19 protein-coding genes are annotated in these 21,296 nt (G+C 71.0%); 15 read left to right on the top strand and 4 right to left on the bottom strand.

The window, feature by feature from the left end; translation table 11 throughout:
* The first annotated feature begins 6 nt into the window (after window positions 1-6).
* Genes C8E87_RS12720 through C8E87_RS12690 form a run of 7 tightly spaced genes read left to right on the top strand, consistent with a single transcriptional unit; the run spans window position 7 to window position 7,450 of the window.
* Window positions 7-1,209: a PP2C family protein-serine/threonine phosphatase gene (locus C8E87_RS12720; protein ID WP_133873290.1), complete on the top strand. Its 1,203-nt coding sequence runs from the start codon at window positions 7-9 to the stop codon at window positions 1,207-1,209.
* The gene (locus tag C8E87_RS12715) at window positions 1,206-2,813 is read left to right on the top strand and encodes a sensor histidine kinase (RefSeq protein ID WP_133873289.1); all 1,608 of its coding nucleotides are present in this window, start codon (window positions 1,206-1,208) and stop codon (window positions 2,811-2,813) included. The genes C8E87_RS12720 and C8E87_RS12715 overlap by 4 nt, the downstream gene beginning before the upstream one ends.
* The gene (locus tag C8E87_RS12710; RefSeq protein WP_133873288.1) at window positions 2,810-3,265 is read left to right on the top strand and encodes a response regulator; all 456 of its coding nucleotides are present in this window, start codon (window positions 2,810-2,812) and stop codon (window positions 3,263-3,265) included. The genes C8E87_RS12715 and C8E87_RS12710 overlap by 4 nt, the downstream gene beginning before the upstream one ends.
* The gene (locus tag C8E87_RS12705) at window positions 3,258-4,067 is read left to right on the top strand and encodes an inositol monophosphatase family protein (RefSeq protein WP_133873287.1); all 810 of its coding nucleotides are present in this window, start codon (window positions 3,258-3,260) and stop codon (window positions 4,065-4,067) included. The genes C8E87_RS12710 and C8E87_RS12705 overlap by 8 nt, the downstream gene beginning before the upstream one ends.
* Window positions 4,068-4,071: 4 nt before the next feature.
* Entirely contained in the window at window positions 4,072-4,845 is a 774-nt protein-coding gene (locus C8E87_RS12700; RefSeq protein ID WP_133873286.1) for an SDR family NAD(P)-dependent oxidoreductase, read from the top strand.
* A 50-nt stretch (window positions 4,846-4,895) separates the two neighbouring features.
* The gene (locus tag C8E87_RS12695; protein WP_133873285.1) at window positions 4,896-5,924 is read left to right on the top strand and encodes a VldE C-terminal domain-containing protein; all 1,029 of its coding nucleotides are present in this window, start codon (window positions 4,896-4,898) and stop codon (window positions 5,922-5,924) included.
* A gap of 35 nt (window positions 5,925-5,959) precedes the next feature.
* Entirely contained in the window at window positions 5,960-7,450 is a 1,491-nt protein-coding gene (locus tag C8E87_RS12690) for a fused MFS/spermidine synthase (RefSeq protein WP_166661155.1), read from the top strand.
* A 201-nt stretch (window positions 7,451-7,651) separates the two neighbouring features.
* Here the strand turns inward: C8E87_RS12690 and C8E87_RS12685 are convergent, their stop codons facing one another.
* On the bottom strand, window positions 7,652-9,436 hold the full coding sequence (locus C8E87_RS12685) for a serine/threonine-protein kinase (RefSeq protein WP_133873283.1): 1,785 nt from the start codon (window positions 9,434-9,436) through the stop codon (window positions 7,652-7,654).
* Between the two features lie 272 nt (window positions 9,437-9,708).
* On the opposite strand from C8E87_RS12685, the gene C8E87_RS12680 reads away from it, so the two are divergent.
* The gene (locus C8E87_RS12680) at window positions 9,709-11,247 is read left to right on the top strand and encodes an MFS transporter (RefSeq protein ID WP_133873282.1); all 1,539 of its coding nucleotides are present in this window, start codon (window positions 9,709-9,711) and stop codon (window positions 11,245-11,247) included.
* Window positions 11,248-11,433: 186 nt separating this feature from the next.
* The gene (locus C8E87_RS12675; RefSeq protein ID WP_133873281.1) at window positions 11,434-12,159 is read left to right on the top strand and encodes an SDR family NAD(P)-dependent oxidoreductase; all 726 of its coding nucleotides are present in this window, start codon (window positions 11,434-11,436) and stop codon (window positions 12,157-12,159) included.
* A 52-nt stretch (window positions 12,160-12,211) separates the two neighbouring features.
* Here the strand turns inward: C8E87_RS12675 and C8E87_RS45460 are convergent, their stop codons facing one another.
* Window positions 12,212-13,069, bottom strand: coding sequence for a hypothetical protein (locus C8E87_RS45460; RefSeq protein WP_239079932.1), 858 nt, complete (start codon window positions 13,067-13,069; stop codon window positions 12,212-12,214).
* A 149-nt stretch (window positions 13,070-13,218) separates the two neighbouring features.
* On the opposite strand from C8E87_RS45460, the gene C8E87_RS12665 reads away from it, so the two are divergent.
* From C8E87_RS12665 to C8E87_RS12650, 4 genes are all read left to right on the top strand, one after another.
* A complete protein-coding gene (locus C8E87_RS12665; protein WP_133873280.1) occupies window positions 13,219-15,408 on the top strand; it encodes a RecQ family ATP-dependent DNA helicase in 2,190 nt (729 codons plus the stop codon).
* 47 nt (window positions 15,409-15,455) lie between these two features.
* Window positions 15,456-15,761 (top strand): metal-sensitive transcriptional regulator, encoded by a 306-nt coding sequence (locus C8E87_RS12660; protein WP_127499846.1) that lies wholly within the window; start codon window positions 15,456-15,458, stop codon window positions 15,759-15,761.
* A gap of 49 nt (window positions 15,762-15,810) precedes the next feature.
* On the top strand, window positions 15,811-16,023 hold the full coding sequence (locus C8E87_RS12655; RefSeq protein ID WP_133873279.1) for a heavy-metal-associated domain-containing protein: 213 nt from the start codon (window positions 15,811-15,813) through the stop codon (window positions 16,021-16,023).
* Window positions 16,024-16,153: 130 nt separating this feature from the next.
* Complete coding sequence (locus tag C8E87_RS12650) at window positions 16,154-17,134, top strand: DUF8832 domain-containing protein (RefSeq protein ID WP_239079933.1); 981 nt, start codon at window positions 16,154-16,156, stop codon at window positions 17,132-17,134.
* 3 nt (window positions 17,135-17,137) lie between these two features.
* Here the strand turns inward: C8E87_RS12650 and C8E87_RS12645 are convergent, their stop codons facing one another.
* A complete protein-coding gene (locus C8E87_RS12645; RefSeq protein WP_133873278.1) occupies window positions 17,138-18,274 on the bottom strand; it encodes a class I SAM-dependent methyltransferase in 1,137 nt (378 codons plus the stop codon).
* 135 nt (window positions 18,275-18,409) lie between these two features.
* Here C8E87_RS12645 and C8E87_RS12640 point away from each other — a divergent pair, with 135 nt between their 5' ends.
* Window positions 18,410-19,075, top strand: a complete 666-nt coding sequence (locus tag C8E87_RS12640) for a biliverdin-producing heme oxygenase (RefSeq protein WP_133873277.1) — start codon at window positions 18,410-18,412, stop codon at window positions 19,073-19,075.
* The gene (locus C8E87_RS12635) at window positions 19,072-19,371 is read left to right on the top strand and encodes a DUF2470 domain-containing protein (RefSeq protein ID WP_133873276.1); all 300 of its coding nucleotides are present in this window, start codon (window positions 19,072-19,074) and stop codon (window positions 19,369-19,371) included. The genes C8E87_RS12640 and C8E87_RS12635 overlap by 4 nt, the downstream gene beginning before the upstream one ends.
* 56 nt (window positions 19,372-19,427) lie before the next feature.
* On the opposite strand, the gene C8E87_RS12630 is transcribed toward C8E87_RS12635, so the two are convergent.
* Window positions 19,428-21,284: a DEAD/DEAH box helicase gene (locus C8E87_RS12630; protein WP_133873275.1), complete on the bottom strand. Its 1,857-nt coding sequence runs from the start codon at window positions 21,282-21,284 to the stop codon at window positions 19,428-19,430.
* Window positions 21,285-21,296 lie beyond the last annotated feature (12 nt).

Genomic DNA, 21,296 nt, shown 5'->3' with positions numbered 1-21,296 from the left:
GGCGGCATGACTGAGCACTCGGTCGCGCCCCGTGCCCGCCCCGTCGTCCCGGCCTACCAGGAGCGCCTGCGTGTGCTGCTCGTCGAGGACGACGAGGGTGACGCGTTCCTCGTCCGCGAGCTGCTGCACGAGGCCGACGCGCCGTTCGACCTGCGCGTGGCGACCAGCCTGCGTGAGGCCCGCGGCCTGCTCACCGGCATTCAGTGCGTGCTGCTCGACCTCGGCCTGCCCGACGCCGAGGGCATCGACGGGCTGCGCAAGCTGCTCGCGATGGCAGGCAGCGCCGCGGTCTGCGTGCTCACCGGCCGCTCCGACGAGCACCTGGGCGTCGCCGCGGTGGCCGAGGGCGCGCAGGACTACCTGGTCAAGGGCCAGGTCGACGGCGTTCTGCTGACCCGGGCGCTGCGGTACGCGGTCGAGCGCAAGCGGGCCGACGAGAACGCTCAGCGGCTGCGGGAGGTCGAGCTGCGCCAGGCCGAGTCGGCCCGCCTCGAGCGCGGCCTGCTGCCGCAGCCCCTGATGTCCACCGATCGGGTGGCGGTGCACACGTTCTACCGTTCCGGCCGGGCCTTGGGGCTGCTGGGCGGTGACTTCTTCGACGTCGTGCAGGTGGGTGACAACAAGCTGCAGGTGATCGTCGGCGACGTCTGCGGCCACGGGGTCGACGAGGCCGCGCTCGGCGTCGAGCTCCGGGTCGCCTGGCGCGCGCTGGTCCTGGCCGGCGTGGCCGACGAGCAGATCCTGCCCTCGCTCGAACAGGTGCTGATGAGCGAGCGCCGGGCCCGCGAGGTCTTCGCGACCGTCGCCGCGGTGACCATCGACCTCGACGGGAACAAGGCGGTGGTCCGGCTGGCCGGGCATCCCCCTCCGGTGTTGCTCCGGGACGGCCGGGTCGGTCCCGTCCAGGCCCGCACCGGGATCGTGCTCGGGGTCCGTCCCCGGCCCACTCCCGCCACCGAGGTCGAGTTCTCCCGAGATGACTGGTCTTTGCTGATGTACACCGACGGCCTGATCGAGGGGCACACCGGCGCCGGCAACGAGCGGCTCGACGTGTCCGGCCTCTGTGCCCTGCTCGACGAGCCCGCCGCCCGTACGGTGCCGTTGCCCGCCCTGCCGGCCTGGCTGGTCGGCCGGGCGGAGCACGCCAACGGCGGACCGCTGGCCGACGACGTGGCCATGCTGCTGATCTCGCGAGGGAATGGGCGATGAGGCTGCTCAACCTGCACAGCTGGACCCTGCGGCGGCGCATCCTGGCCCTCTGCGTCACGGTCGGGGTGCTGCTCAGCGCGCTCGGCGTCCTCGCCGCGATCACTGCCGCGCAGAACAACCGCCAGCTCGACGACGTGCTCGACCGGGCCAGCCCGATGCGGGCCAACGGCGAGATGCTCAACACGGCGTACGTCGATCAGGAAACCGGCGTCCGGGGCTTCGCGATCACGGGGGAAGAGGCCAACCTCGAGCCGTACACGCGGGGCCTGGCGGACGAGGCCCGGCTGATCACCACTCTCGACAGGCTGATCCACCCGGAGGACACCGAGGTCCGTCAGGCGCTCGACGTCGTGCGGCAGCGAGCCGACGAGTGGCGCCGCGAGGTCGCCGAGCCAGTCATCGCGACCGTCCGCTCCGAGGGCACCCAAGCCGCGCAGCAGGAGATCAAGGGCACCTCGACCGCCCAGTTCGACGCGCTGCGCAACGCCATCGCGGCCATGCAGGGCGACATCCAGGTGCTGCGGACGGAGTCGGCGGACGCGGCCAAGGCCGGCAGCCGCACGATGGTGGCCATCCAGATCGCCGCCGCCGCGATCATCATCCTGGCCGGGTCGGCGCTGCTGCTGTTGCTCGACCGGATGGTCAGCCGCCCGGTGACCGAGCTCGCCGAGCAGGTGCGGGGTGTGGCCGACGGCGACTACGGCAAGCGCATCGTGAGCAGCGGTTCGCCCGAGCTCGCCGGCCTGGCCGACGACGTCGACGGCATGCGTCGCAAGATCTCGGCCGAGCTGAACGAGGTCCGCGAGGCCCGCGCCCAGATCGAGTGGGTCAACGACCAGCTCAAGGCGCAGACCGAGGAACTGACCCGGTCCAATCGCGACCTCGAGCAGTTCGCCTACGTCGCCTCGCACGACCTGCAGGAGCCGCTGCGCAAGGTGGCCAGCTTCTGCCAGCTGCTGCAACGCCGGTACGCGGGCAAGCTCGACGAGCGCGCCGACCAGTACATCGCGTTCGCCGTCGACGGCGCCCAGCGCATGCAACGCCTGATCAACGACCTGCTCGCGTTCTCCCGGATCGGGCGGCTCACGGCCGGGTTCACCGAGGTGCCGCTCGATCAGGTGCTGACCGACGTGAAGTCGCAGCTCGAGCCCCGAGCCGGGGAGGACGCCGAGATCAGCTGGACCGGGCTGCCGACCGTCGAGGGTGAGGAGCCGCTGCTCACCACGCTGTTCGTCAACCTGATCGGCAACTCGCTGAAGTTCCGCCGCCCCGACGTGCCGCCCGTGATCCGGGTCAGCGCCGAGCGCGACGGCGACGAGTGGCGGGTCAACGTCCGGGACAACGGCATCGGCATCGAGACCGAGTTCGCCGACAAGGTCTTCGTCATCTTCCAGCGGCTGCACGCCCGGGACGCGTACGAGGGCACCGGCATCGGCCTGGCCATCGTCAAGAAGATCGTCGAATATCATGGCGGACGGATCTGGCTCGACCTCGATGTCGAGGAAGGCACGTCGATCTGGTTCACCCTTCCGGTGCTGCCGGGCTTCGCGGACGAAAAGCCCACGGCGCCGGCGCAGGAAACACAGAAAGAGGTCACCGCATGACGGCTGCGACACGGGCCGACGGCACCCCCATCGAGGTGCTGCTGGTCGAGGACGATCCGGGCGACGTGCTGATGACCCAGGAGGCGTTCGAGGAACACAAGGTTCGTAACCGGCTCAACGTCGTCTCCGACGGCGCCGAGGCGCTGGCCTACCTGCGGCGCGAGGGCGACTACGCCGACGCCGTACGCCCCGACCTGATCCTGCTCGACCTCAACCTGCCCAAGCGGGACGGCCGTGAGGTGCTCGAAGAGATCAAGAAGGACCAGGAACTGGGCCGTATCCCGGTCGTCGTGCTCACCACCTCGTCCGCCGACGAGGACATCCTGCGCAGCTACCAGTTGCACGCGAACGCGTACGTGACCAAGCCGGTCGACTTCGAGCGGTTCATCACGGTCATCCGCCAGATCGACGAGTTCTTCGTCAGCGTCGTGAAGCTGCCGCCGCGTGCTTGATCAGGTCGGCGAGCTCATCCGGGAGGTCGCGGCCACCGTCGTGCTGCCGCGCTTCCGTCACCTGTCCACCGACGAGATCGCCCAGAAGTCGCCCGGTGACCTGGTAACCATCGCCGACAAGGAGTCCGAGCAGGCGCTGACCCGCGGCCTGACCGCCCTGCTGCCCGGTTCGGCCGTGGTCGGCGAGGAATCGGTGGCGGCCGACCCCCGGGTGCTCGACCGGCTCGGCGACGCGGGCGCGGTCTGGATCGTCGACCCGGTCGACGGCACCAACAACTTCGCGGCCGGCAAAACCCCGTTCGCCGTGATGGTGGCCCTGCTGCGTGACGGCGAGCCCACGGCCTCGTGGATCCTCGACGTGGTGGATGATCACCTCACGGTCGCCGAACTGGGCTCGGGCGCCTACCGCGACGGCGTACGGGTGAAAACCCGCACCGACGACCCCGGCGCGGACACGCTGCGAGGCGTCGTGGCCACCCATTACCTGCCGGAAGAGCTGCGCAAGGTGGCGGCTTCGCACACCGGCGCGTTCGGCGAGGTCACCAAGGGCCGCCACTGCGCCGGCTACGAATACCCCGCGGTCGCCCTCGACGAGCAGCAGTTCGCGCTGTTCTGGCGGATCCTGCCATGGGACCACGTGCCCGGCTCGCTGATCGTCCAGGAGGCCGGCGGCACTGCGCTGCATCTGGACGGCGAGCCCTACCGCCCGACGGACAGCGAGCGCGGCCTGCTGGTCGCGGCGAACGACGACATCTGGCGTACGGTCCGCGACACGCTCTTCCCCGACACCTCGATTTTGTAGAGCGATGTCGGCGTACCTGGAAAGCCTTTTCGGCCTTGGCGGCCGCACGGCAATGGTGACCGGCGGCAGCTCGGGCATCGGCCGGGCCATGGCGATCGCGCTGGGGCGGGCCGGCGCGCGCGTGCTGCTGGTCGCCCGCCGTCCGGGGCCGCTGGCCGAGGTGGCCGGGGAGCTGCGCGGATTCGGCGCCGAGGCGCACGCCATAGCGGCCGACCTGGCCGATCGCAAGGCCGTGACCGTCCTCATCGAACAGACCCTGCAGGCGTACGGGGCTCCGGACGTCCTGGTCAACTCGGCCGCGGTGAACCGTCGCCCGCCCATGAACGACCTCACCGAGGACGACTGGGACGTCACCCTGGCGGCCAACCTCACCGCCCCGTTCCTGCTCGGTCAGGCCTTCGGGCCGCGGATGGCCGAGCGCGGCTGGGGACGGATCATCAACGTGGTGTCGCAACAGGCGTTCCGCGCGTACGGGAACAGCGGGGCCTACGGCGCCTCCAAGGCCGGCCTGGTGGGTCTGACCAGGTCACAGGCCGAGGCCTGGTCACCGCACGGCGTGTGCTGCAACGCGATCGCGCCCGGAGTGGTGCACACCCCGCTGACCGAACCGGTGTTCGCGGATCCGGTGGTGGTCGCCAAGCACGCGGCGCGCACGATGATCGGCAGAAACGGCGTACCGGATGATTTCGGGGCGTGCGCGGTCTTTCTGGCAAGCGATGCCGCCGTCGCCGTGACAGGCCAGACACTCTTCGTCGACGGCGGTTACTCGGCCGGTTGATCGATCTGCCGCTCCCTTACGTATCACGGTAGAGTCTGCCCGCGCTGACGATGGGGGAGGTATCCGTGGCGGCGGTTTTCCAGCGCCGGCTCCGTGGTGTGCTCGTGCTGATCGTGGCGGCGTGCGCGCTTTTGCTGACGGCCACGACGGGGGCGGCCTACGCCGACCCCGACGAGGGCGACGACAAGACGCTGCGCAGCGCGCTCGAGTCCGCGGCCAAGGGCCAGGCGGTCGCGATCCAGAAGCTGAACGCGTCGAAGAAGCGGGCCGTGGCGCTGCAGAACACGGTCAAGCAGGCGACGGCCGGGGCGAAAGCCATGGAAGGCCAGGTCAACGAGATCGCGGCCCGGTCCTACCGGCTCGGCCGGCCCAGCACCGCCTCGATGCTGCTCGACTCGACCTCGCCCGACGTCTTCCTCGAACGCATCCAGCAGCTCGACATGATGGCCCAGCTCGACGGCCAGATCCTCGGGCAGTACCGGGCCGAGCTCGACAAGGCCAAGGCGGCCAAGGCGGCCATCGACCGCGAGATCGCCGAGCAGACCAAGCAGGTCGCCGCGCTCGGCAAGAAGAAGAAAGAGGCTGAGCGCGCGCTGGCCAGTGTGGGCGGTGGCCAGGTCGCCGGCGGTTTCGTCTCGGTCAACTCGCCGCTGGCCAAGCCGGCCCCGCGCAACTCCGACGGCTCCTGGCCCAACGAGAAGTGCACGATCGACGACCCGACCAGCGGTGGTTGCCTGACGCCGCGAACCCTGCACGCCTATCAGGAGGCGAAGTCGGACGGGTTCAAGCGCTACACGGTGTGCTGGAGCCAGCGAAACTCCGGCGAGCACCCCAAGGGCCGGGCCTGCGACATGTCGTCCAACGAGTCCACCTTCAAGAACTCGGCAGCGACCGGCGACGACCGGACGTACGGGGACAGGCTCGCCGCCTACTTCGTGAAGAACGCGGACCGGCTCGGCGTGATGTATGTGATCTGGTTCCGTCAGATCTGGCTGCCGGGTGACGGCTGGCGCAAGTACAGCGGCAGCGGCGGGGCGTCGGCGGAGCACACCAACCACGTACACGTCTCGATGCTGTAGGTTTTTCCCAGGTTGGTGCGGCTAGCATCCGTCGGGTGGAAACCCCGCCGCGTGCCCTTCCGTCCGGTCTTGCCACCGCCCTGGTCTTCGGCGCAAGCGGGGCGGTCCTCGTCCTCGAGATCGTCGCGCTGCGCCTCGTCGGTCCGTACGTGGGCGTGACGCTGCAGGTCAGCAGCTCCGTGATCGGGATCGCGCTGGCCGCCATCGCGTACGGGACGTGGCTCGGTGGCCGCCTCGCGGACCGGTACGACCCGCGCGTGCTGCTCGTGCCGGCGCTGCTGCTCGGGGCGATCTTCACGGCCGTGACCCTGCCCCTGGTCCGGTTCGGCGGCGAGATTCTGCGGGGCGGGGCCGCGCCGGCCGTGCTGCTGCTCGCCGCCCTGGCCGTCTTCCTGCCCGCGTTCATCCTCTCCGCGGTGACCCCGCTGGTGGTGAAACTTCAGCTCAGCGACCTGAACAGGACGGGGTCGGTGGTCGGGCGGCTGTCCAGCATGGGCACGCTGGGAGCGATCACGGCGACGCTGGCGACCGGGTTCGTCTTCGTGGCCGCGGTGCCGTCGAGCTGGATCATCATCTCGCTGGCGGTGCTGCTCGCCCTCTCCGGCGGCGGGCTGGCCTGGTGGCTGCGCGGGACCTCTCTGCCCGGCAAGCCGCGCACCCGGGCGGTCCTGGTGACGGTGGGCCTGGTCGGGGCGGGGCTCGGGGTGGCGTCGCCGAACCCGTGCGACGTCGAGACGGCGTACCACTGCGCGCGGGTGCAGGAAGACCCGTCCGAGCCCGGGGGACGCGAGCTGATCCTCAACTCGGCGCGGCACTCGTACGTCGACCTCGACAACCCGCGCAACCTGGAGTTCGCGTACATCCAGTGGATCGGCGCGGTGGCCGACGTGCTGCCGGGCGGGCCGGTGGACGCGCTGCACCTGGGCGGCGGCGGGTTCACGATGCCCGCGTACGTCCGAGCCACCCGCCCCGGCAGCGACCAGCTGGTGATCGAACTGGACGGCGGTCTGGTCGACCTGGATCGGCGGAAGCTCGGCCTGCGGACGGGGCCTGATCTCCGCGTACGGGTGGGGGATGCGCGCGTCGGGGTGACGGACCAGCCGACCGGCTCCTACGACTTCGTGGTCGGCGACGCTTTCGGCCACCTGACCGTGCCATGGCACCTGGCCACCCGCGAGATGGCGCAGGAGATCGCCCGCGTGCTGCGCCCCACCGGCATCTACGTGCAGAACGTGATCGACTATCCCCCCGGCCGCTTCCTCCGTGCCGAGGTGGCCACGGTCGCGGCGGCGTTCCCGCACGTCGCGTTGATCAGCAGCCAAGAAGCCCTGGACGGCGAGGTGGGCGCCAACTTCGTCATCATGGCGTCGGCGAGCCCGCTCCCCGTTGACGAGGTGAGCCGCCGCTTGCCCGAGCTGAACGACCCCGCAGTGATGCTGACCGGCGCGGCCCTGTCCGACTTCGTCGACAACGCCCGCATCCTGACCGACGACTACGCCCCCGTCGACCAGCTCCTGGCCGGCTGACCCCCGCCCCTTGTACCTAGCGTTCCCCAGCTCTCGCTGCTTGCGTCGTCTTCCAAGTCTTGCGCCGTCTCGCGACTCCCGTTTCGCGGTCCTCGTCCCGCGTCCTCCGCTTCCTGCCTCGCGCCCAGCACTTCCTGCCTCCGAGCCCCGTTGCAGGCCGCGTGATGTGAGTACTTACTTACGACGGAGGTTTTGTCGGGGCTACATGGCGAGGGAGAGGCCCGGGGTGTCTGTCGGGGGTGCGGTAGTGCTCGGGGTGCCGACCCGCTTCTGTGGGGTGCCGTTTCTGCGAGGCGGATGGTGGGCGCCGTCTTCGCTGATTTCCGCGGTGGCGGTCAAGGGCGGGCTTTTCCGCGAGTGGCGGCTCACCGGGACGTTGGCCAGCACCTCCGCACGGCACTTCACGCCGTCGACCGCGAACGCCAGGGGCAACGGGTTGTAGTCGCGATACTCGCCACGGAGCGTGAAGGACGCGAGTTTGCCGTGACCCTTCGCGGTCACTTTGCGGCCCTTCTGGGTGACCGCCTTCGACAATCCGGTGAGCTGCTGAGTGCCGGGGTAGACGAACTGCACCCGCCACGTGTTGTGCGCCAGTTCCTCGGTGGTGACCACGGTCAGCCGGGCCTCGTAAACCCGGCCCGAGTCTCGCCGCAGCTGATAGCGCACCGCGCACCCGAGGTCGTCGCCCGGTCCGGCCGCCACCACTCCGGAACCGGCAGCCTGGGCCTCTTTCAAGTCCGGGTTGTCGCGGGTGGCCGCCCAGCTGATTCCGGCCGTGGCCACCACCGCCAGCGTCATCAGCGCGGTCTGCACCCGAGGCCGCCGGCGCGGGGAAACCGCCGCCGCGGCGGTGTTGGCGCGCCCGCCCCCGAAGGAGCTGCCGGCCAGGAACAAGCCCCCGCCCAGTGGCTGCGGACCGGCGAGTCGCAACACTGCTCCGATCTTCAAGCCGGCCCGTAAGCGCAGCACCCGGGCGGGTGGGCGGGGACCCGGTATGCCGCCGGGCAAGCCGAGACAGGCGAGCAGGACTCGGCCAGCTCCGGCACGGCGTTGCGGTTTCACCGCTGGTGGGTAGGCGGTGCCGCGTACGGGGTCGGGGGCGTCGGCCGCTCGCTCGATCACCGGCGGGACGACCGGTTGCATGCCGACGACGACGGCCAGGTCGCGGGCCACCTCGGCGGCCGTGGGACGGTCGGCCGGATCCTTGGTGAGGCAGCGCAGGCACAGATCCGCGACCGCCGCGGGCAGACCCGAGATCGACGGCAGCGGCTCCGGCGCGGCGTACAGGTGAGCGCGAAGCGCCTCCGACGTGGTGTCGGCCTGCCAGGGCAGCCGGCCGCAGAGTGAGCGGTAGAGGAGCAACCCGAGCGCGTAGACGTCGGCCGTCGCGGAGACCTGCGCGCCGCTGAGGCGTTCGGGCGCGAGGTAGGCCGGGGTGCCGAGCAGGCTGCCGTCGGGTGCGGCGTCGCGCTGGCCGACGATCGCCGAGATCCCGAAGTCGACGACCTTGGCGCCGCCGCCTGTCAGCATCACGTTGGCCGGGGTGACGTCCCGGTGCACCACGCCGCGCGCATGGGCCGTGGCCAGGGCGGACGCGACCTCCACGGCCACCGTGACCGCGTCCCGCCAGGGCAGCGGCCCCTGCCGTGCGATCCGTGAAGCGACCGATTCGCCGTCGTTGAGCTCCATGACGACGTACGGGAGGGAAAATCGCTCGTCGAGAGGGGACTCGCCGAAGTCGAAAATGCCCGTGATGTGGGGGTGGGCGAGGCGCGCGGCGGCCAGCGCCTCCTGCCGCATGCGGTCGCGGAACATCTGATCGCCGGCGAGGCGTGGCGAGAGGACCTTGACCGCGACGGCTCGGCCGAGGGTCTCGTCGTAACCGCGCCAGACCTCGGACATGCCGCCGGTGCCGAGCTTTTCGACGAGCCGGTACCGCCCGATACGGAGCGATGCGATCTGCCCTTTTCGCTCCGTCCGCCCCATGTGCCGATTGTGACCCGAGGGACGGGCCGCCCGGAGCCGTCCCGGGAAACCCGTAACGCTCGTGCCCAGATGCCGGGATTGCCGCTACTCTGGCGGCGTCCGGCCGGCTTCGGCTTTCGGCTACGTCGGGGGTTCGCATGCAACGCAACTCGGTGAAGGTCTTCGCCTCGACGCGAGGACGCGCCACCGCCCGCTGATCGGGCGCGAGTCGCCGTCACTCCTCGCCTCGGGGCAGTCGCCTTCGACTGCTTCCCTCGCTCGAGGAGCTCCTTTTGCGTGCCCTTTTCGCCGCACCGCTGGGTGCGGATTTCTGGAAACTCTGGACCGCTTCCGCCGTCACCAACCTGGGCGACGGCATCACCATGGTGGCCGGCCCCCTGCTGGTCGCCTCGATCACGTCCAACCCCGCCGCGGTGGCCGGCGCGATTTTTGCCCAGCAGCTGCCCTGGCTCCTGTTCGCCCTGATCAGCGGCGCTTGGGCGGACCGCCTCGACCGTCGCCGCCTGGTGGTGTCGGTCAACGTCATGCGTGCCGCGGCCCTGGCCGTTCTGGCTCTGGCGGTGGCCGCCGACGTGGCCGGCGTCCCGCTGATCCTGACCGTCTTCTTCCTGCTCGGCGCCGGCGAGACGCTGGCCGACACCGCATCGGCCGCCTTCGTCCCGGTGATCGTTCCCGAGGCATCGCGGCCACAAGCCAATTCCCTCATGTACGCCAATTTCAACGTCCTCAACCAGTTCGCCGCCAAGCCGGTCGGCGGTTGGCTGTTCGTCCTGGCCGCGGCGGTGCCGTTCGCCGTCAACGCCGTCACGTTCGCCGTCTCGGCGGCCCTGATCGCCACCATCCGAGCCGTATCCACAATCCCGCCGGCCGGCCCTTCCAGGTCGGCTGGCGTTTCCGTGCGGCCCGACACATCGGCGCGCGGGGACCTTTCCGTGCCGCCGGACACATCGGCGCGCGGGGACCTTTCCGTGCCGCCGGACACATCGGCGCGCGGGGACCTTTCCGTGCCGCCGGACACATCGGCGCGCGGGGACCTTTCCGTGCCGCCGGACACATCGGCGCCGACGGACCTATCAGTGCGGGCCGATCCTTCTCTACCGGCCGACTCTTCCCCGCCGACCGGCCTCGCGGTGTCTCCGGCTGATGCTTGGCCTCCCGCCGGAACGGTTCCCCCGGACGCCTCGGACCGCCCCGGACTGCGGGCCGAGATCGCCGAAGGCGTGCGCTGGCTGTCAAGACACCGCTTGCTCCGCACCTTGGCCCTCACGATGGCGATCGGCAACCTTGTCTTCTGCGCCGCCTTCGCGGTCTTTGTTCTCTACGCCGCTCAGCGCCTGGGCCTGGGCGAGGTCGGCTACGGAACCCTGCTCTTGTCGTTCGCGGCCGGCGGCTTCCTGGGCACGCTGGTCGCACCCGGCCTGATCCGTCGCTTCGACGCCTCCCCGCTGCTCAGGCTGGGCCTGCTGATCGAGGTGGCCCTGCACGCCACCCTGGCCCTGACCCGGGAACCCTGGGCCGCCGCCGCGATGATCGTCATCTTCGGCGTCCACACCACTGTCTGGGGCGTAGTGGTAACCACCATCCGCCAGCGCGACGTTCCCTCCACGATGTTCGGCCGGGTGACCAGCGTCTACGCCTTCCTGGACCTGGGCGGCGCCGCCCTCGGTTCCCTGCTGGGCGGGGTGGTGGCCACCGCTTTCGGCCTGGTCGCCACGTATTGGGCCGCCGCGATCGCCATGGCCCTGGTCGTCGTCTTCGCTTGGCGACCGCTGCGTTCCGCCACCCTCACCCGCGAACTCACGGCCGCCTGACAACTCATCGGCGGGGTGCCGGCCGGCAACCGGTGCCCCGCCACTCCCCTTCACTGATGCCGGAAGCGGGGCTGACGGGCCGTGGATCGACGCTACGGGCTGTACTGGCTGTTCACCCACCCGACGGCGTGGGGCTTCGACCTCAACGAGGAGCCCATTGCCCGCGGACGTCGATAGGGTTACGGCATGTCAAGGCTTGCGGTGGTCAGCGGTGGCGGTACCGGAATCGGGCGCTCGACGGCCGGAATGCTCGCGGGCGAGGGCTACGACGTGATCATCGTCGGCCGTCGTCCCGAGGTGCTGGACGAGGCCGTTGCCTGGATCGGTCCGCAGGCTTCGGCGGTTACCGCCGACGTCTCCGACCCGGCCCAGGTCGCGACGGTGGTCACCGCCGTCGGCGACCGCCCGGTCGACGTCCTGGTCAACAACGCCGGGGCGTTCGTCTCCGGCGCCGGTTCCACTCTCGACGACATCGCCGCACAGTGGCGAGCCAACTTCGACTCGAACGTCCTCACCGCGGTGCTGCTGACCACCTCCCTCCTGCCTCGTCTGCGTCGCCCCGGCGGCCGGATCATCCTGACCAGTTCCATCGCCGCCCAGCGTGGCGGTGGCGGCCCCTACTCCGCCGCCAAGGCCGCGCTGCACGGCTACGCCCTCGACCTGGCCACCCAACTGGGCGAGGACGGCATCACGGCCAACGTCATCGCCCCCGGTTACGTCACCGACAGCGAGTTCTTCGCCGGCCGCATGACCCCCGAAGGTCACCGTGCCCGGGTCGATGCGACCCTGCTCAAGCGCCCCGGCGTGCCCGACGACATCGCCGAGGCCGTCCGCTGGCTGGCCGGCCCCGGCGGCCGTTACGTGACCGGCCAGATCGTCAACGTCAACGGCGGCTCGGTCCTCGGCCGCTGACGCGCCGCGCCGAGGGCACCCGCTGACCGCCGGCGCTGTCGTCGGCCGACGCCTACTTCGCGCCGCCGGTGAAGCGCTCCTCGCCTTCACGGTTGGGCCGGAAGCGCAGGCCGGACCAGCGATCGTCGATCGCGACCTGCCCGCAGGGGCGCATGTCGAAATCGGCGACGATCGGCCACAACGTGTCCCGGTTGATGTCGGCCTTGTTGCCCTTGGGGTAGGCCACCCAGAAAGCCGCGGGTTTTGTCAGGTCGGCGCGGTGTTCGTCGAGCTTTTTGCGGGCGCTCGCGGCGTCCTCCACGAAGAGCACCGCCGTGCTCGCCGTCGCCAGCGCGCCGGCCTCGCGAACCCCTTCCGGCATGGGCGTCAGGAGCGCCACGTGCGCGGGGTCCGACAGCCAGACGGTGGTGTTCGGCTTGATCAGCAGCTTCTCGGCAATCGTCTTCGACATGCCCCGAGACTCGCACCGACAAGAAAAGTTGTCAAGGACTCGCCAGGCATCCGGCCAGTTCACAGCAGGGGCCCGGCGGGCCGGCCCCACCCGCCGCGGCGGCTCGGGGAAGCCGAGGGACCCGAGCCGGGCGCCATCTCGGCTGCGCCGCAGCGCAAGGTTTCGAGGCACGGCGACCGTCGAGGGCTCGGGCCCGGAGCCGTGTGGCGGCTGCCGACTGCCGGCTTTCTCGGGCGAATTGCCGTCGTCCCGATCGACGAGGCGGAGCGGGCGTGCGGCGGCGAGCGGCGCTGTGTGCGGCCACAGCGGCAGCGGCTCGCCCACGTTGTCGAAGAGGGCAGGGCCGGCTTGCGCACGGCCCAGCGCCCGGGCCCGGCGACGACGACGGCGGCCCAGGGCGGGACCCTTTCCAGCGGTCACCTGGCGGGCTGACCTGGAAGAACCGAGCTGAGGTGTCACGGCTTGCTCCTTGAGCGCGGGTGCGAGGGCGAGCCCGATTGTGGGCTGAACCGTCCCGGTGCCGTGCATCCTTCTTCGCTGCCTGTGGACAACCAGACGGCCTGTGGATAACTCGGAGTTCTGTCGGACCGGGCTGATAGACATGCCGGGTGACCGAGACCCGAGCGTCAGCCGTTTCCGCCGAGCAAGCCACCGCAGCCGACCGCGCCGCCGTGCGTGAGCGGGCCGAGGCGGTGCTGCGCCGGCTCGCCGGTGACCACGCGACACTCCGCGAGGATCAGTGGCGGGCGATCGAGGCGCTCACCGTCGACCGCAGGCGGGTGCTGTGCGTGCAACGTACAGGGTGGGGCAAGTCCGCCGTCTATTTCGTGGCGACCGCCCTGCTCCGGGCGACGGGCGGCGGAGCCGTGCCCGGTGGCGAGACCCCTGCCGCCGGCCCGACGGTCATCGTCTCCCCGCTGCTCGCTCTCATGCGCAACCAGGTCGACGCCGCGGCTCGCGCCGGCATCCGGGCCCGCACGATCAACTCGGCGAATCTCGACGAGTGGTCCGAGATCGAGCACGAGATCCGCGCCGGCGAGGTCGATGTGCTTCTGATCAGCCCCGAGCGGCTCAACAACCCCGACTTCCGTGACAACGTGCTGCCCGGCCTGGCCGCCGAGACCGGCTTGCTCGTGGTCGACGAGGCGCACTGTGTCTCCGACTGGGGTCACGACTTCCGTCCCGACTATCGCCGGCTCCGCACCTTCCTGGCCGGCCTTCCCGGTCGGACGCCGGTGCTCGCCACCACCGCGACGGCCAACGCTCGCGTGACCGCCGATGTGGCCGACCAGCTGGGCGATGCGCTGGTGCTGCGCGGCCCGCTCGACCGTGACTCGTTGCGCCTGGCAGTGCTCGACCTGCCCGGCCCGGCGCATCGGCTGGCCTGGCTGGCCGACAATCTCGATCGGCTGCCCGGCTCGGGCATCGTCTACACCCTCACCGTCGCCGCGGCGACCGAGACGGCCGACTTCCTACGGTCGCGCGGGTTCGCCGTGGCGTCGTACACCGGGCAGGTGGAGGACGCCGACCGCCGAGCCGCCGAGCAGGATCTGCTCGACAACAAGATCAAGGCCTTGGTCGCCACGTCCGCGCTGGGCATGGGCTTCGACAAGCCCGACCTCGGCTTCGTGGTGCATCTTGGCGCGCCGCCGTCACCGATCGCGTATTACCAACAGGTCGGCCGGGCGGGCCGAGCCGTCGAACACGCCGAGGTGGTGCTGCTGCCCGGTAAGGAGGACGTCGCGATCTGGCGTTACTTCGCCTCGCTGGCCTTCCCGCCGGAGGATCAGGTGCGCTCGGTGCTGGCCAACCTTCACGCCGACCGCCCGACGTCCACCCAGGCGCTCGAGCCGCTGGTCGATCTGCGCCGCAACCGTCTCGAGATGATGCTCAAGGTGCTCGACGTCGACGGCGCGGTCCGCCGGGCGCGCGGCGGCTGGCTGGCGACGGGCGAGCCGTGGACCTACGACGCCGCCCGGCTGCGTCGCGTCGCCGAGGCCCGGGCCTCCGAGCAAAAGACCATGATCGAGTACGCCGCCACGAGCGACTGCCGGATGGAGTTCCTTCGACGTTGTCTGGACGACGCCGGGGCCACCACGTGCGGGCGCTGCGACAACTGCGCCGGTCCGCTGTTCGACGCCGAGGTGTCCGCCGCCTCGGTGGCCGCGGCCGACGCGTTCCTGGGCCATCCGGGCGTCGTGATCGCTCCCAAAAAGATGTGGCCCACCGGTCTGGCCGTCGTCGGCGTCGGGCTCAAGGGCAAGATCGCCGCGGGGGAGCAGATCGAGCCCGGCCGCGCGGTGGGACGCCTGTCCGACCTGGGCTGGGGCAGCCGGTTGCGCGGGCTGGTCAGCCCCGAGTCGCCCGACGCGCCCGTCCCCGACGATCTCGCGGGCGCCGTCGTCGAAATCCTCAAGGACTGGGCGCACGGCGACGATGCCTGGGCGCAGCGCCCGGCGGCCGTGGTCGCGGTCTCGTCGCGCCGCCGCCCCACCCTGATCAGCACCCTGGCCGGGCACATCGCGAAGATCGGCCGGCTCCCCCTGCTGGGAACGGTCGAGGTGACCCCGAGTGCCGAGTCCGACGGGCGGGGGAACAGCGCCCAGCGGGTCCGGGTGCTGCACGACGCGTTCATGGTTCCGGCCGAGGTCGCCGCCGCGCTGCCAGGGCTGTCCGGTCCCGTCCTGCTCGTCGACGACCTGGTCGACTCCGGCTGGACGATGACGCTGGCCGGCCGCGCTCTGCGCCGAGCCGGTGCCGAGGGGGTGCTGCCGCTGGCCTTGGCGGTGGCCGGCTGAACGCCGGGTGCTACGAGTCGTATACGGGGAGGGGGTATGCTGGCGTCATGTCCGATGAGTCGACGCCGCAGCACGGTCCGCATGGCTATTCCGGTGACAAGGCGGCGCTGCTCGGTCGCCTCAGGCGCATCGAGGGGCAGATCCGCGGGCTTCAGCGGATGGTCGACGAGGACACATACTGCATCGATGTCCTGACGCAGATCTCGGCCGCCAAGAGCGCTCTGCAGGCGGTGGCGGTCGGGTTGCTCGAGGACCACCTGGCCCACTGCGTCGTCGACGCGGCGCGTGCGGGTGACCCGAGCGCCAAGGTGAAAGAGGCGTCGGACGCGATCGCCCGGCTCGTCCGTTCCTGAGGCTTTGCGTTCCGTCGCTGCGAGATTCGGCCCGAAAGGATTTTTGGCCATGGCTGTGACCAGCACCTACACCGTGACCGGCATGACCTGTGGACACTGCGTGCAAGCGGTGACCGGGGAACTGTCCGCCCTTCCGGGGGTGGACGGCGTGCAGGTCGACCTCGCCTCGGGCGCGGTCACCGTCACCAGTGAGGCTCCGCTCGAGGACGAGGCCGTGCGGGCCGCGGTGGACGAGGCCGGCTACGAGCTCTCGAATGCCTGACGGCCAACACCACGACAATCGGGCGACCGACGCGGCGGACGCGGCCGGCCAGGCGGGCGCTGACCCGGCGGGCGCTGACCAGACGGGCGCTGATCCCGCCGGCGCCGTAGGTGCCGGCGAGGCAGGACCCGTGGGCGTTGACGCGGCTGACCTGGCGGCGGCCGGGGAGACGCCGGCGGGAGATCGGGCCGGGTTCCGGCTGGCCGCGTTCGGGGCGGTGCTCGTGGTGGTGTTGTTCGCGGGGTACGGGCTGGGGCGGTTGAACGACGACTCGACGGCCTCGGCTTCGGCGCCGCCCCTGACGGCCGTGCCGAGCGCGGCCGCGATGCCGGGCATGTCCATCGACGAGAGCCGGCCGCACGAGCACACCTCCGGCGAGACGGCCGACCCGGCACAGCCGCGGGGTGCGACTGTCGGTGGGCTCTCGCTGAGTTCCGACGGGCTCACGCTGGTGCCCGAGACGACAACTTTCCCGGCCGGCCGGGAACAGCGGCTCGCGTTCCGGGTTGCCGGGGCCGGTGGGGCGCCGGTCACCACGTATGCGGTGGTGCACGACAAACCGCTGCACTTGATCATCGTGCGGCGGGATCTGTCCGGCTTCCAGCATCTGCACCCCGTCATGGCCGCGGACGGCACCTGGGAAATCGACCTCACGCTGGCAGAACCCGGGATCTACCGCATGATCGCCGACTTCACCGCGGTCGTCGGCGGGCAGCAGATCGCCACCACGCTCGGCGGCGACCTGACCGTGGCCGGCGACTACGCGCCCCGGGCACTGCCCGAACCGGCCCGCACCGACAAACCGGACACGTTCACGGTGTCGTACGAGGGGACGCCGAACATCCAGGCCACTCAGCCGCTGCTGATGACTGTGACCGGCCCCGACGGCAGGACGGCGAAGCTCGACCCGTACCTGGGCGCGTTCGGCCACCTGGTCGTGATGCGCGAGGGCGATCTCGCCTACGTGCACGTCCACCCGGAGGAAACCCTGGTCGACGGCAAGGTCAAGTTCTGGCTGACCGCGCCCAGCCCCGGCACGTACCGCATGTTCTTCGACTTCCAGGTGGCCGGCCAGGTGCACACCGCGGCCTGGACCTCCAGGATCGAATAGCGGCTACGGAAGCATCTTCTCCAGAGCCGGGGTCACGCCCCACTCGGAGGTGAGCGCCTCGTACTCCGCCCGCTGCGCCTCGGTGGGCGGAGCGGCGGTGCGGCGCGACCGCAGCAGCAGGTTGCGCGGGGTGTGGGCCGAGTCGATGAACTCGACGACGTCGACCTTGTAACCGTTCAGGCGCAGCAGCGCAGCCCGCAACGAGTCCGTCAGGACGTCCGCGAAACGTTCCCGCATGATCGCGTGCCGGGTCAGCTCACCGAACGGCGCCGGCGCGGGACGGCTCTTGAGCTGGGCGGCGACGTCGTGGTGGCAGCAGGGCGCGGCCAGTACCCACTGCGCCTGCCAGCCCACCGCACGGGCCAGCGCCTGATCGGTCGCGGTGTCGCAGGCATGCAGCGCGAGCACCAGGTCGGGCTCGAACGGCAGCTGCGCGTCCTCGATCGTGCCCGCCACGAACGTGACGTCGTCGGCGCAGCCCAGCGAGGCGGCGACGGCGGTGTTGCGTACGCGCTGATCCTCTCGGACGTCGACGCCCACGACCTGCACCGAAGGGACCCGCTCGGCCAGATAGCGGTAGGCGGCGAACGTGAGGTACGCGTTGCCGCAGCCGAGATCGACCACGCGCAACGACGAGGGCAGCGCCTTGGGCAGCGTGGCGGCAAGCGCCCGCAGGAAGGCGTCGATCTGCCGGCGCTTGGCCGCGTTGCCCCCGATCACCTGGAACAGCGGATCACCGGGATCGAGCAGCCACTGCTTCTCCCTGTCGTGATCTTGTGGCGTGGCGGAGGAGGCGACGGGGGCTCGGTGGAGCTGGGCGTCGCCCTTCTTGGTCACTCGCAGTTGCAGCGTCACGGCGGTGGTCTCCACGTGCCAGTTGCCGAACGGCTGAGCCAGCAGCTCGTCGATCGCGGCTGCGGCCTCGGCGCCCGGGGTGACGTTCCGGGTCAGAGGCCGTGAGCCGTCGTCGGTCACGATCTGCAAGCGGGCGCCCGCCTTGAGCGTCACCGGCCGCACCTCGGCCCTGGTCACCGAAGGGGTGAAACCGCGTCGGCGCCCGGCCGCCACGGCCCGGGTCAATTCGGGGCTCAGCAGCAGTTCTCGGACATCGGCCAAAGCGGAATCAAGCGGTTGCGGCATGCCTCCATTCTGCCCCGCGTCCTCCCGTAACGATCGCGGCGTAAGATCCCGCCCCACACGCGGCGTGAGGACCGCCGTCGGTGCCAAGTCGATCTATGGATAGGCTGACGGGCCGGGAAGCGAGGTGCCGTGCCGATGTCGTTGATGGCCGACCCGCCGGGTGCTGACCGGCTCTCCGTCCGTGTGCGCCGTAACACAGTCGGCGACCACGACGAGGCCCAGCGCAGCGGCTTCCTCGACGCGCTCGCGGCCGGTCGGCTGCCCTGGGAGGCCTACGCAGACCTGTCCGCGCAGCACTGGTTCGTCTACGAGGCTCTCGAGTCGGCCGCCACCACGATGGCCGACGACCCGGTGGTCGGCACGTTCCTCTTCCCCGAGTTGCGCCGGCTCCCGTCGATCGAGTCCGACCTGCGCTTCCTGTACGGGCCGAGGTGGGCCGACCATCTGTTCGCCCTGCCCGCCACCACTGTCTACTGCACCCGCCTGCGTGACGTTGCTCACCGCGGATCCACCGGGTTCGTCGCCCATCAGTACACGCGTTACATCGGCGACCTGTCCGGCGGGCAATACCTCGGCCCCGCGATCGCCCAGGCGTACGGGCTGCCCGAGGCCGAGGGGCACCGCTTCTTCATCTTCAACGGCGTCGACCCGCGGGCCTTCAAGAATCACTATCGTGGCCTGCTCGACACCGTCCCCTGGTCGTTCGCCGAGCAGGAAGCGTTCATCGCCGAGGTGGCCCAGGCGTACAGGCTCAACATCGCCATGCTCAGCGAGCTGCAGAGTCGCTGGGGGCGGCGGTGACCGATCCCTTTCCGCCCGAGGTGGTCGAGCAGATCGCCCGGCACATGAACGATGATCACGCGGACGACAACGTGCTGATCGTCCGCGCGCTCGGCGGGGTGCCCATGGCGAGCGCCGCCCGCATGTCCGGCCTCGACGCCGACGCGATGGAGTTCCGGGCCGTGGTCGACGGCATCGAGGTGCCTGTTCGTGTGCCGTTCTCCGAGCGGCTCACCGAGCGCCGTCAGGTGCGCGCGGAGGCCGTCCGCATGTATCACGAGGCGTGCCGGGCCCTGGGGGTCGAGCCCCGCCACTGACACGCGAAAGCCCCTCAGCCATCGAGCGAAGACCGAGGGGCGTCCCGCGTACGGGGTCAGGCGGTGGTGCCGACGCCGGCTTCCGACCCGCCGCTCATGTCGACGGGCGCGACGTCCCCGGAGGCCGAACGCGCCGCGTCTCCGGCGTCCTCGGAGGCGGGCCCGGAGCCGGATCCACGACTTCCGCGACCCCCGCGACGACGTCGGCGGCGAGGACGGTCGGAGTCGCCCTCGTCGTCGCCGGCTGATCCGGAGCCGGCGGCGGAGCCCGATTCGGCTGGGGCGTCGACGTCGGTGGACACCGAGGCAAGGGCGGGACCGGAGTCACCGTCCGAGAACACCGGCGTAGCCACGCGACGGCGGCTCCGCGTACGGGCGGGGCGTTCCTCACCCGTGTCGGCGGAAGACTCCTCGACGGGGGACCCGGCCACCACCTCGGACGGCGAGTCGCCCTCGACCCGCCGCCGGCGACGCTGCCGCTTGGGACGCTCGGTGTCGCCGCCCTCGGAGGACGGAGCCGGCGAGTCGGAGCCGCCCCGCGACCGGCTGCCCCGCCCGCCGCGTCCGCTCGGCTCACGACGGCGACGGCCGCCACCGCCCAGGTCTTCCTCGACCTCGGCGGACAGGCCGGCCCGGCTGCGGTCGGCGGTGGGCAGCGTGCCCGACACGTCGCTGGGGATGTCCAGGTCGCTGTAGAGCGCCGGGCTCGTGTGGTACGTCTCGGGGGGTTGCGGCATGCTCAGCCCCATCGACTTGTCGATGAGGACCCAGCGCGGCATGTCCTCCCAGTCGACGAAGGTGACCGCGACGCCGGTCGCGCCCGCCCGGCCGGTGCGGCCGATGCGGTGCGTGTAGGTCTCCGGGTCCTCCGGGCAGTCGAAGTTGATCACGTGGGTGACGCCGGAGACGTCCAGGCCGCGGGCCGCGACGTCGGTGGCCACCAGCACGTCGATCTTGCCGCTGCGGAACGCGCGCAGGGCCCGCTCACGGGCGCCCTGGTTGAGGTCGCCGTGCACCGCCGCCACCGCGAACCCGCGGAAGTCGAGATCCTCGGCGAGGCGGTCGGCGGCCCGCTTGGTCCGCGTGAAGATCATCGTCAGGCCCCGGGCGCGCGCCTGCAGGATGCGCGCCACCATCTCGACCTTGTTGAGCGGGTGGGTGCGGTAGACGACCTGCTTGGTGAGCGGCGACGGGCCGCTGTCGGCGGTGTGGCCGGCGTGGATCGTCACCGGGTGGCGCAGGAAGCGGCGGGACAGGGCGACGATCGGGTCGGGCATGGTGGCCGAGAAGAGCATGGTCTGCCGCTGCTCGGGGAGCATCGCCAGGATCTTCTCGACGTCCTCGAGGAAGCCCAGGTCGAGCATGCGGTCGGCCTCGTCGAGCACCAGCGCCTGCACCGAGTCGAGCTTGAGCTGCTTCTGCTTGGCCAGGTCGAGCAGGCGGCCGGGGGTGCCGACGAGGATCTCGACGCCCTTCTTGAGGGCGTCGACCTGCGGCTCGTACGCCACGCCGCCGTAGATCGGCAGCACGCGGACGCCCCGGGTGCTGCCCGCGGCGGCCAGGTCACGGGCGACCTGCAGGCCCAGCTCGCGGGTGGGGACGACGATGAGTGCCTGAGGGCGGCCGTCGGCGCCCTCACCGGGCGACGTGAGCCGTTCGAGGATGGGCAGGCCGAAGCCCAGGGTCTTGCCCGTGCCGGTGGGCGCCTGACCGATCAGGTCGGTGCCCCGCAGGGCGATCGGAAGGGCGTACTCCTGGATGGCGAAGGCGCGGGTGATCCCGGCCTTGGCCAGCGCCTCGACGGTCTCGGCGCGGACACCCAGCTCGGCAAAGGTGGGGCTGTCCGGCCGGACGGGCGCGCGGTTGGTCACTGGTACCAGAGCGGGTTCGTTGTTGTTTTCGATGTCGGTCATGAAGTTTTACGG

Origin of the sequence: Paractinoplanes brasiliensis (genome assembly GCF_004362215.1) — a bacterium.
In the GTDB taxonomy this organism is placed as follows: domain Bacteria; phylum Actinomycetota; class Actinomycetes; order Mycobacteriales; family Micromonosporaceae; genus Actinoplanes; species Actinoplanes brasiliensis.
The sequence above is the reverse complement of the archived record's forward strand: the minus strand, read 5'-3'. Positions and strand labels throughout refer to the sequence as shown.

Excerpts from the sequence above, each read along its gene's own strand:
- C8E87_RS12720 (WP_133873290.1), top strand. The coding sequence starts at position 7 with ATGACTGAGCACTCGGTCGCGCCCCGTGCCCGCCCCGTCGTCCCGGCC.
- C8E87_RS12715 (WP_133873289.1), top strand. The coding sequence starts at position 1,206 with ATGAGGCTGCTCAACCTGCACAGCTGGACCCTGCGGCGGCGCATCCTG.
- C8E87_RS12710 (WP_133873288.1), top strand. The coding sequence starts at position 2,810 with ATGACGGCTGCGACACGGGCCGACGGCACCCCCATCGAGGTGCTGCTG.
- C8E87_RS12700 (WP_133873286.1), top strand. The coding sequence starts at position 4,072 with ATGTCGGCGTACCTGGAAAGCCTTTTCGGCCTTGGCGGCCGCACGGCA.
- C8E87_RS12695 (WP_133873285.1), top strand. The coding sequence starts at position 4,896 with ATGGGGGAGGTATCCGTGGCGGCGGTTTTCCAGCGCCGGCTCCGTGGT.
- C8E87_RS12685 (WP_133873283.1), bottom strand. The coding sequence starts at position 9,436 with ATGGGGCGGACGGAGCGAAAAGGGCAGATCGCATCGCTCCGTATCGGG.
- C8E87_RS12675 (WP_133873281.1), top strand. The coding sequence starts at position 11,434 with ATGTCAAGGCTTGCGGTGGTCAGCGGTGGCGGTACCGGAATCGGGCGC.
- C8E87_RS12660 (WP_127499846.1), top strand. The coding sequence starts at position 15,456 with ATGTCCGATGAGTCGACGCCGCAGCACGGTCCGCATGGCTATTCCGGT.
- C8E87_RS12655 (WP_133873279.1), top strand. The coding sequence starts at position 15,811 with ATGGCTGTGACCAGCACCTACACCGTGACCGGCATGACCTGTGGACAC.
- C8E87_RS12645 (WP_133873278.1), bottom strand. The coding sequence starts at position 18,274 with ATGCCGCAACCGCTTGATTCCGCTTTGGCCGATGTCCGAGAACTGCTG.
- C8E87_RS12640 (WP_133873277.1), top strand. The coding sequence starts at position 18,410 with ATGTCGTTGATGGCCGACCCGCCGGGTGCTGACCGGCTCTCCGTCCGT.
- C8E87_RS12630 (WP_133873275.1), bottom strand. The coding sequence starts at position 21,284 with ATGACCGACATCGAAAACAACAACGAACCCGCTCTGGTACCAGTGACC.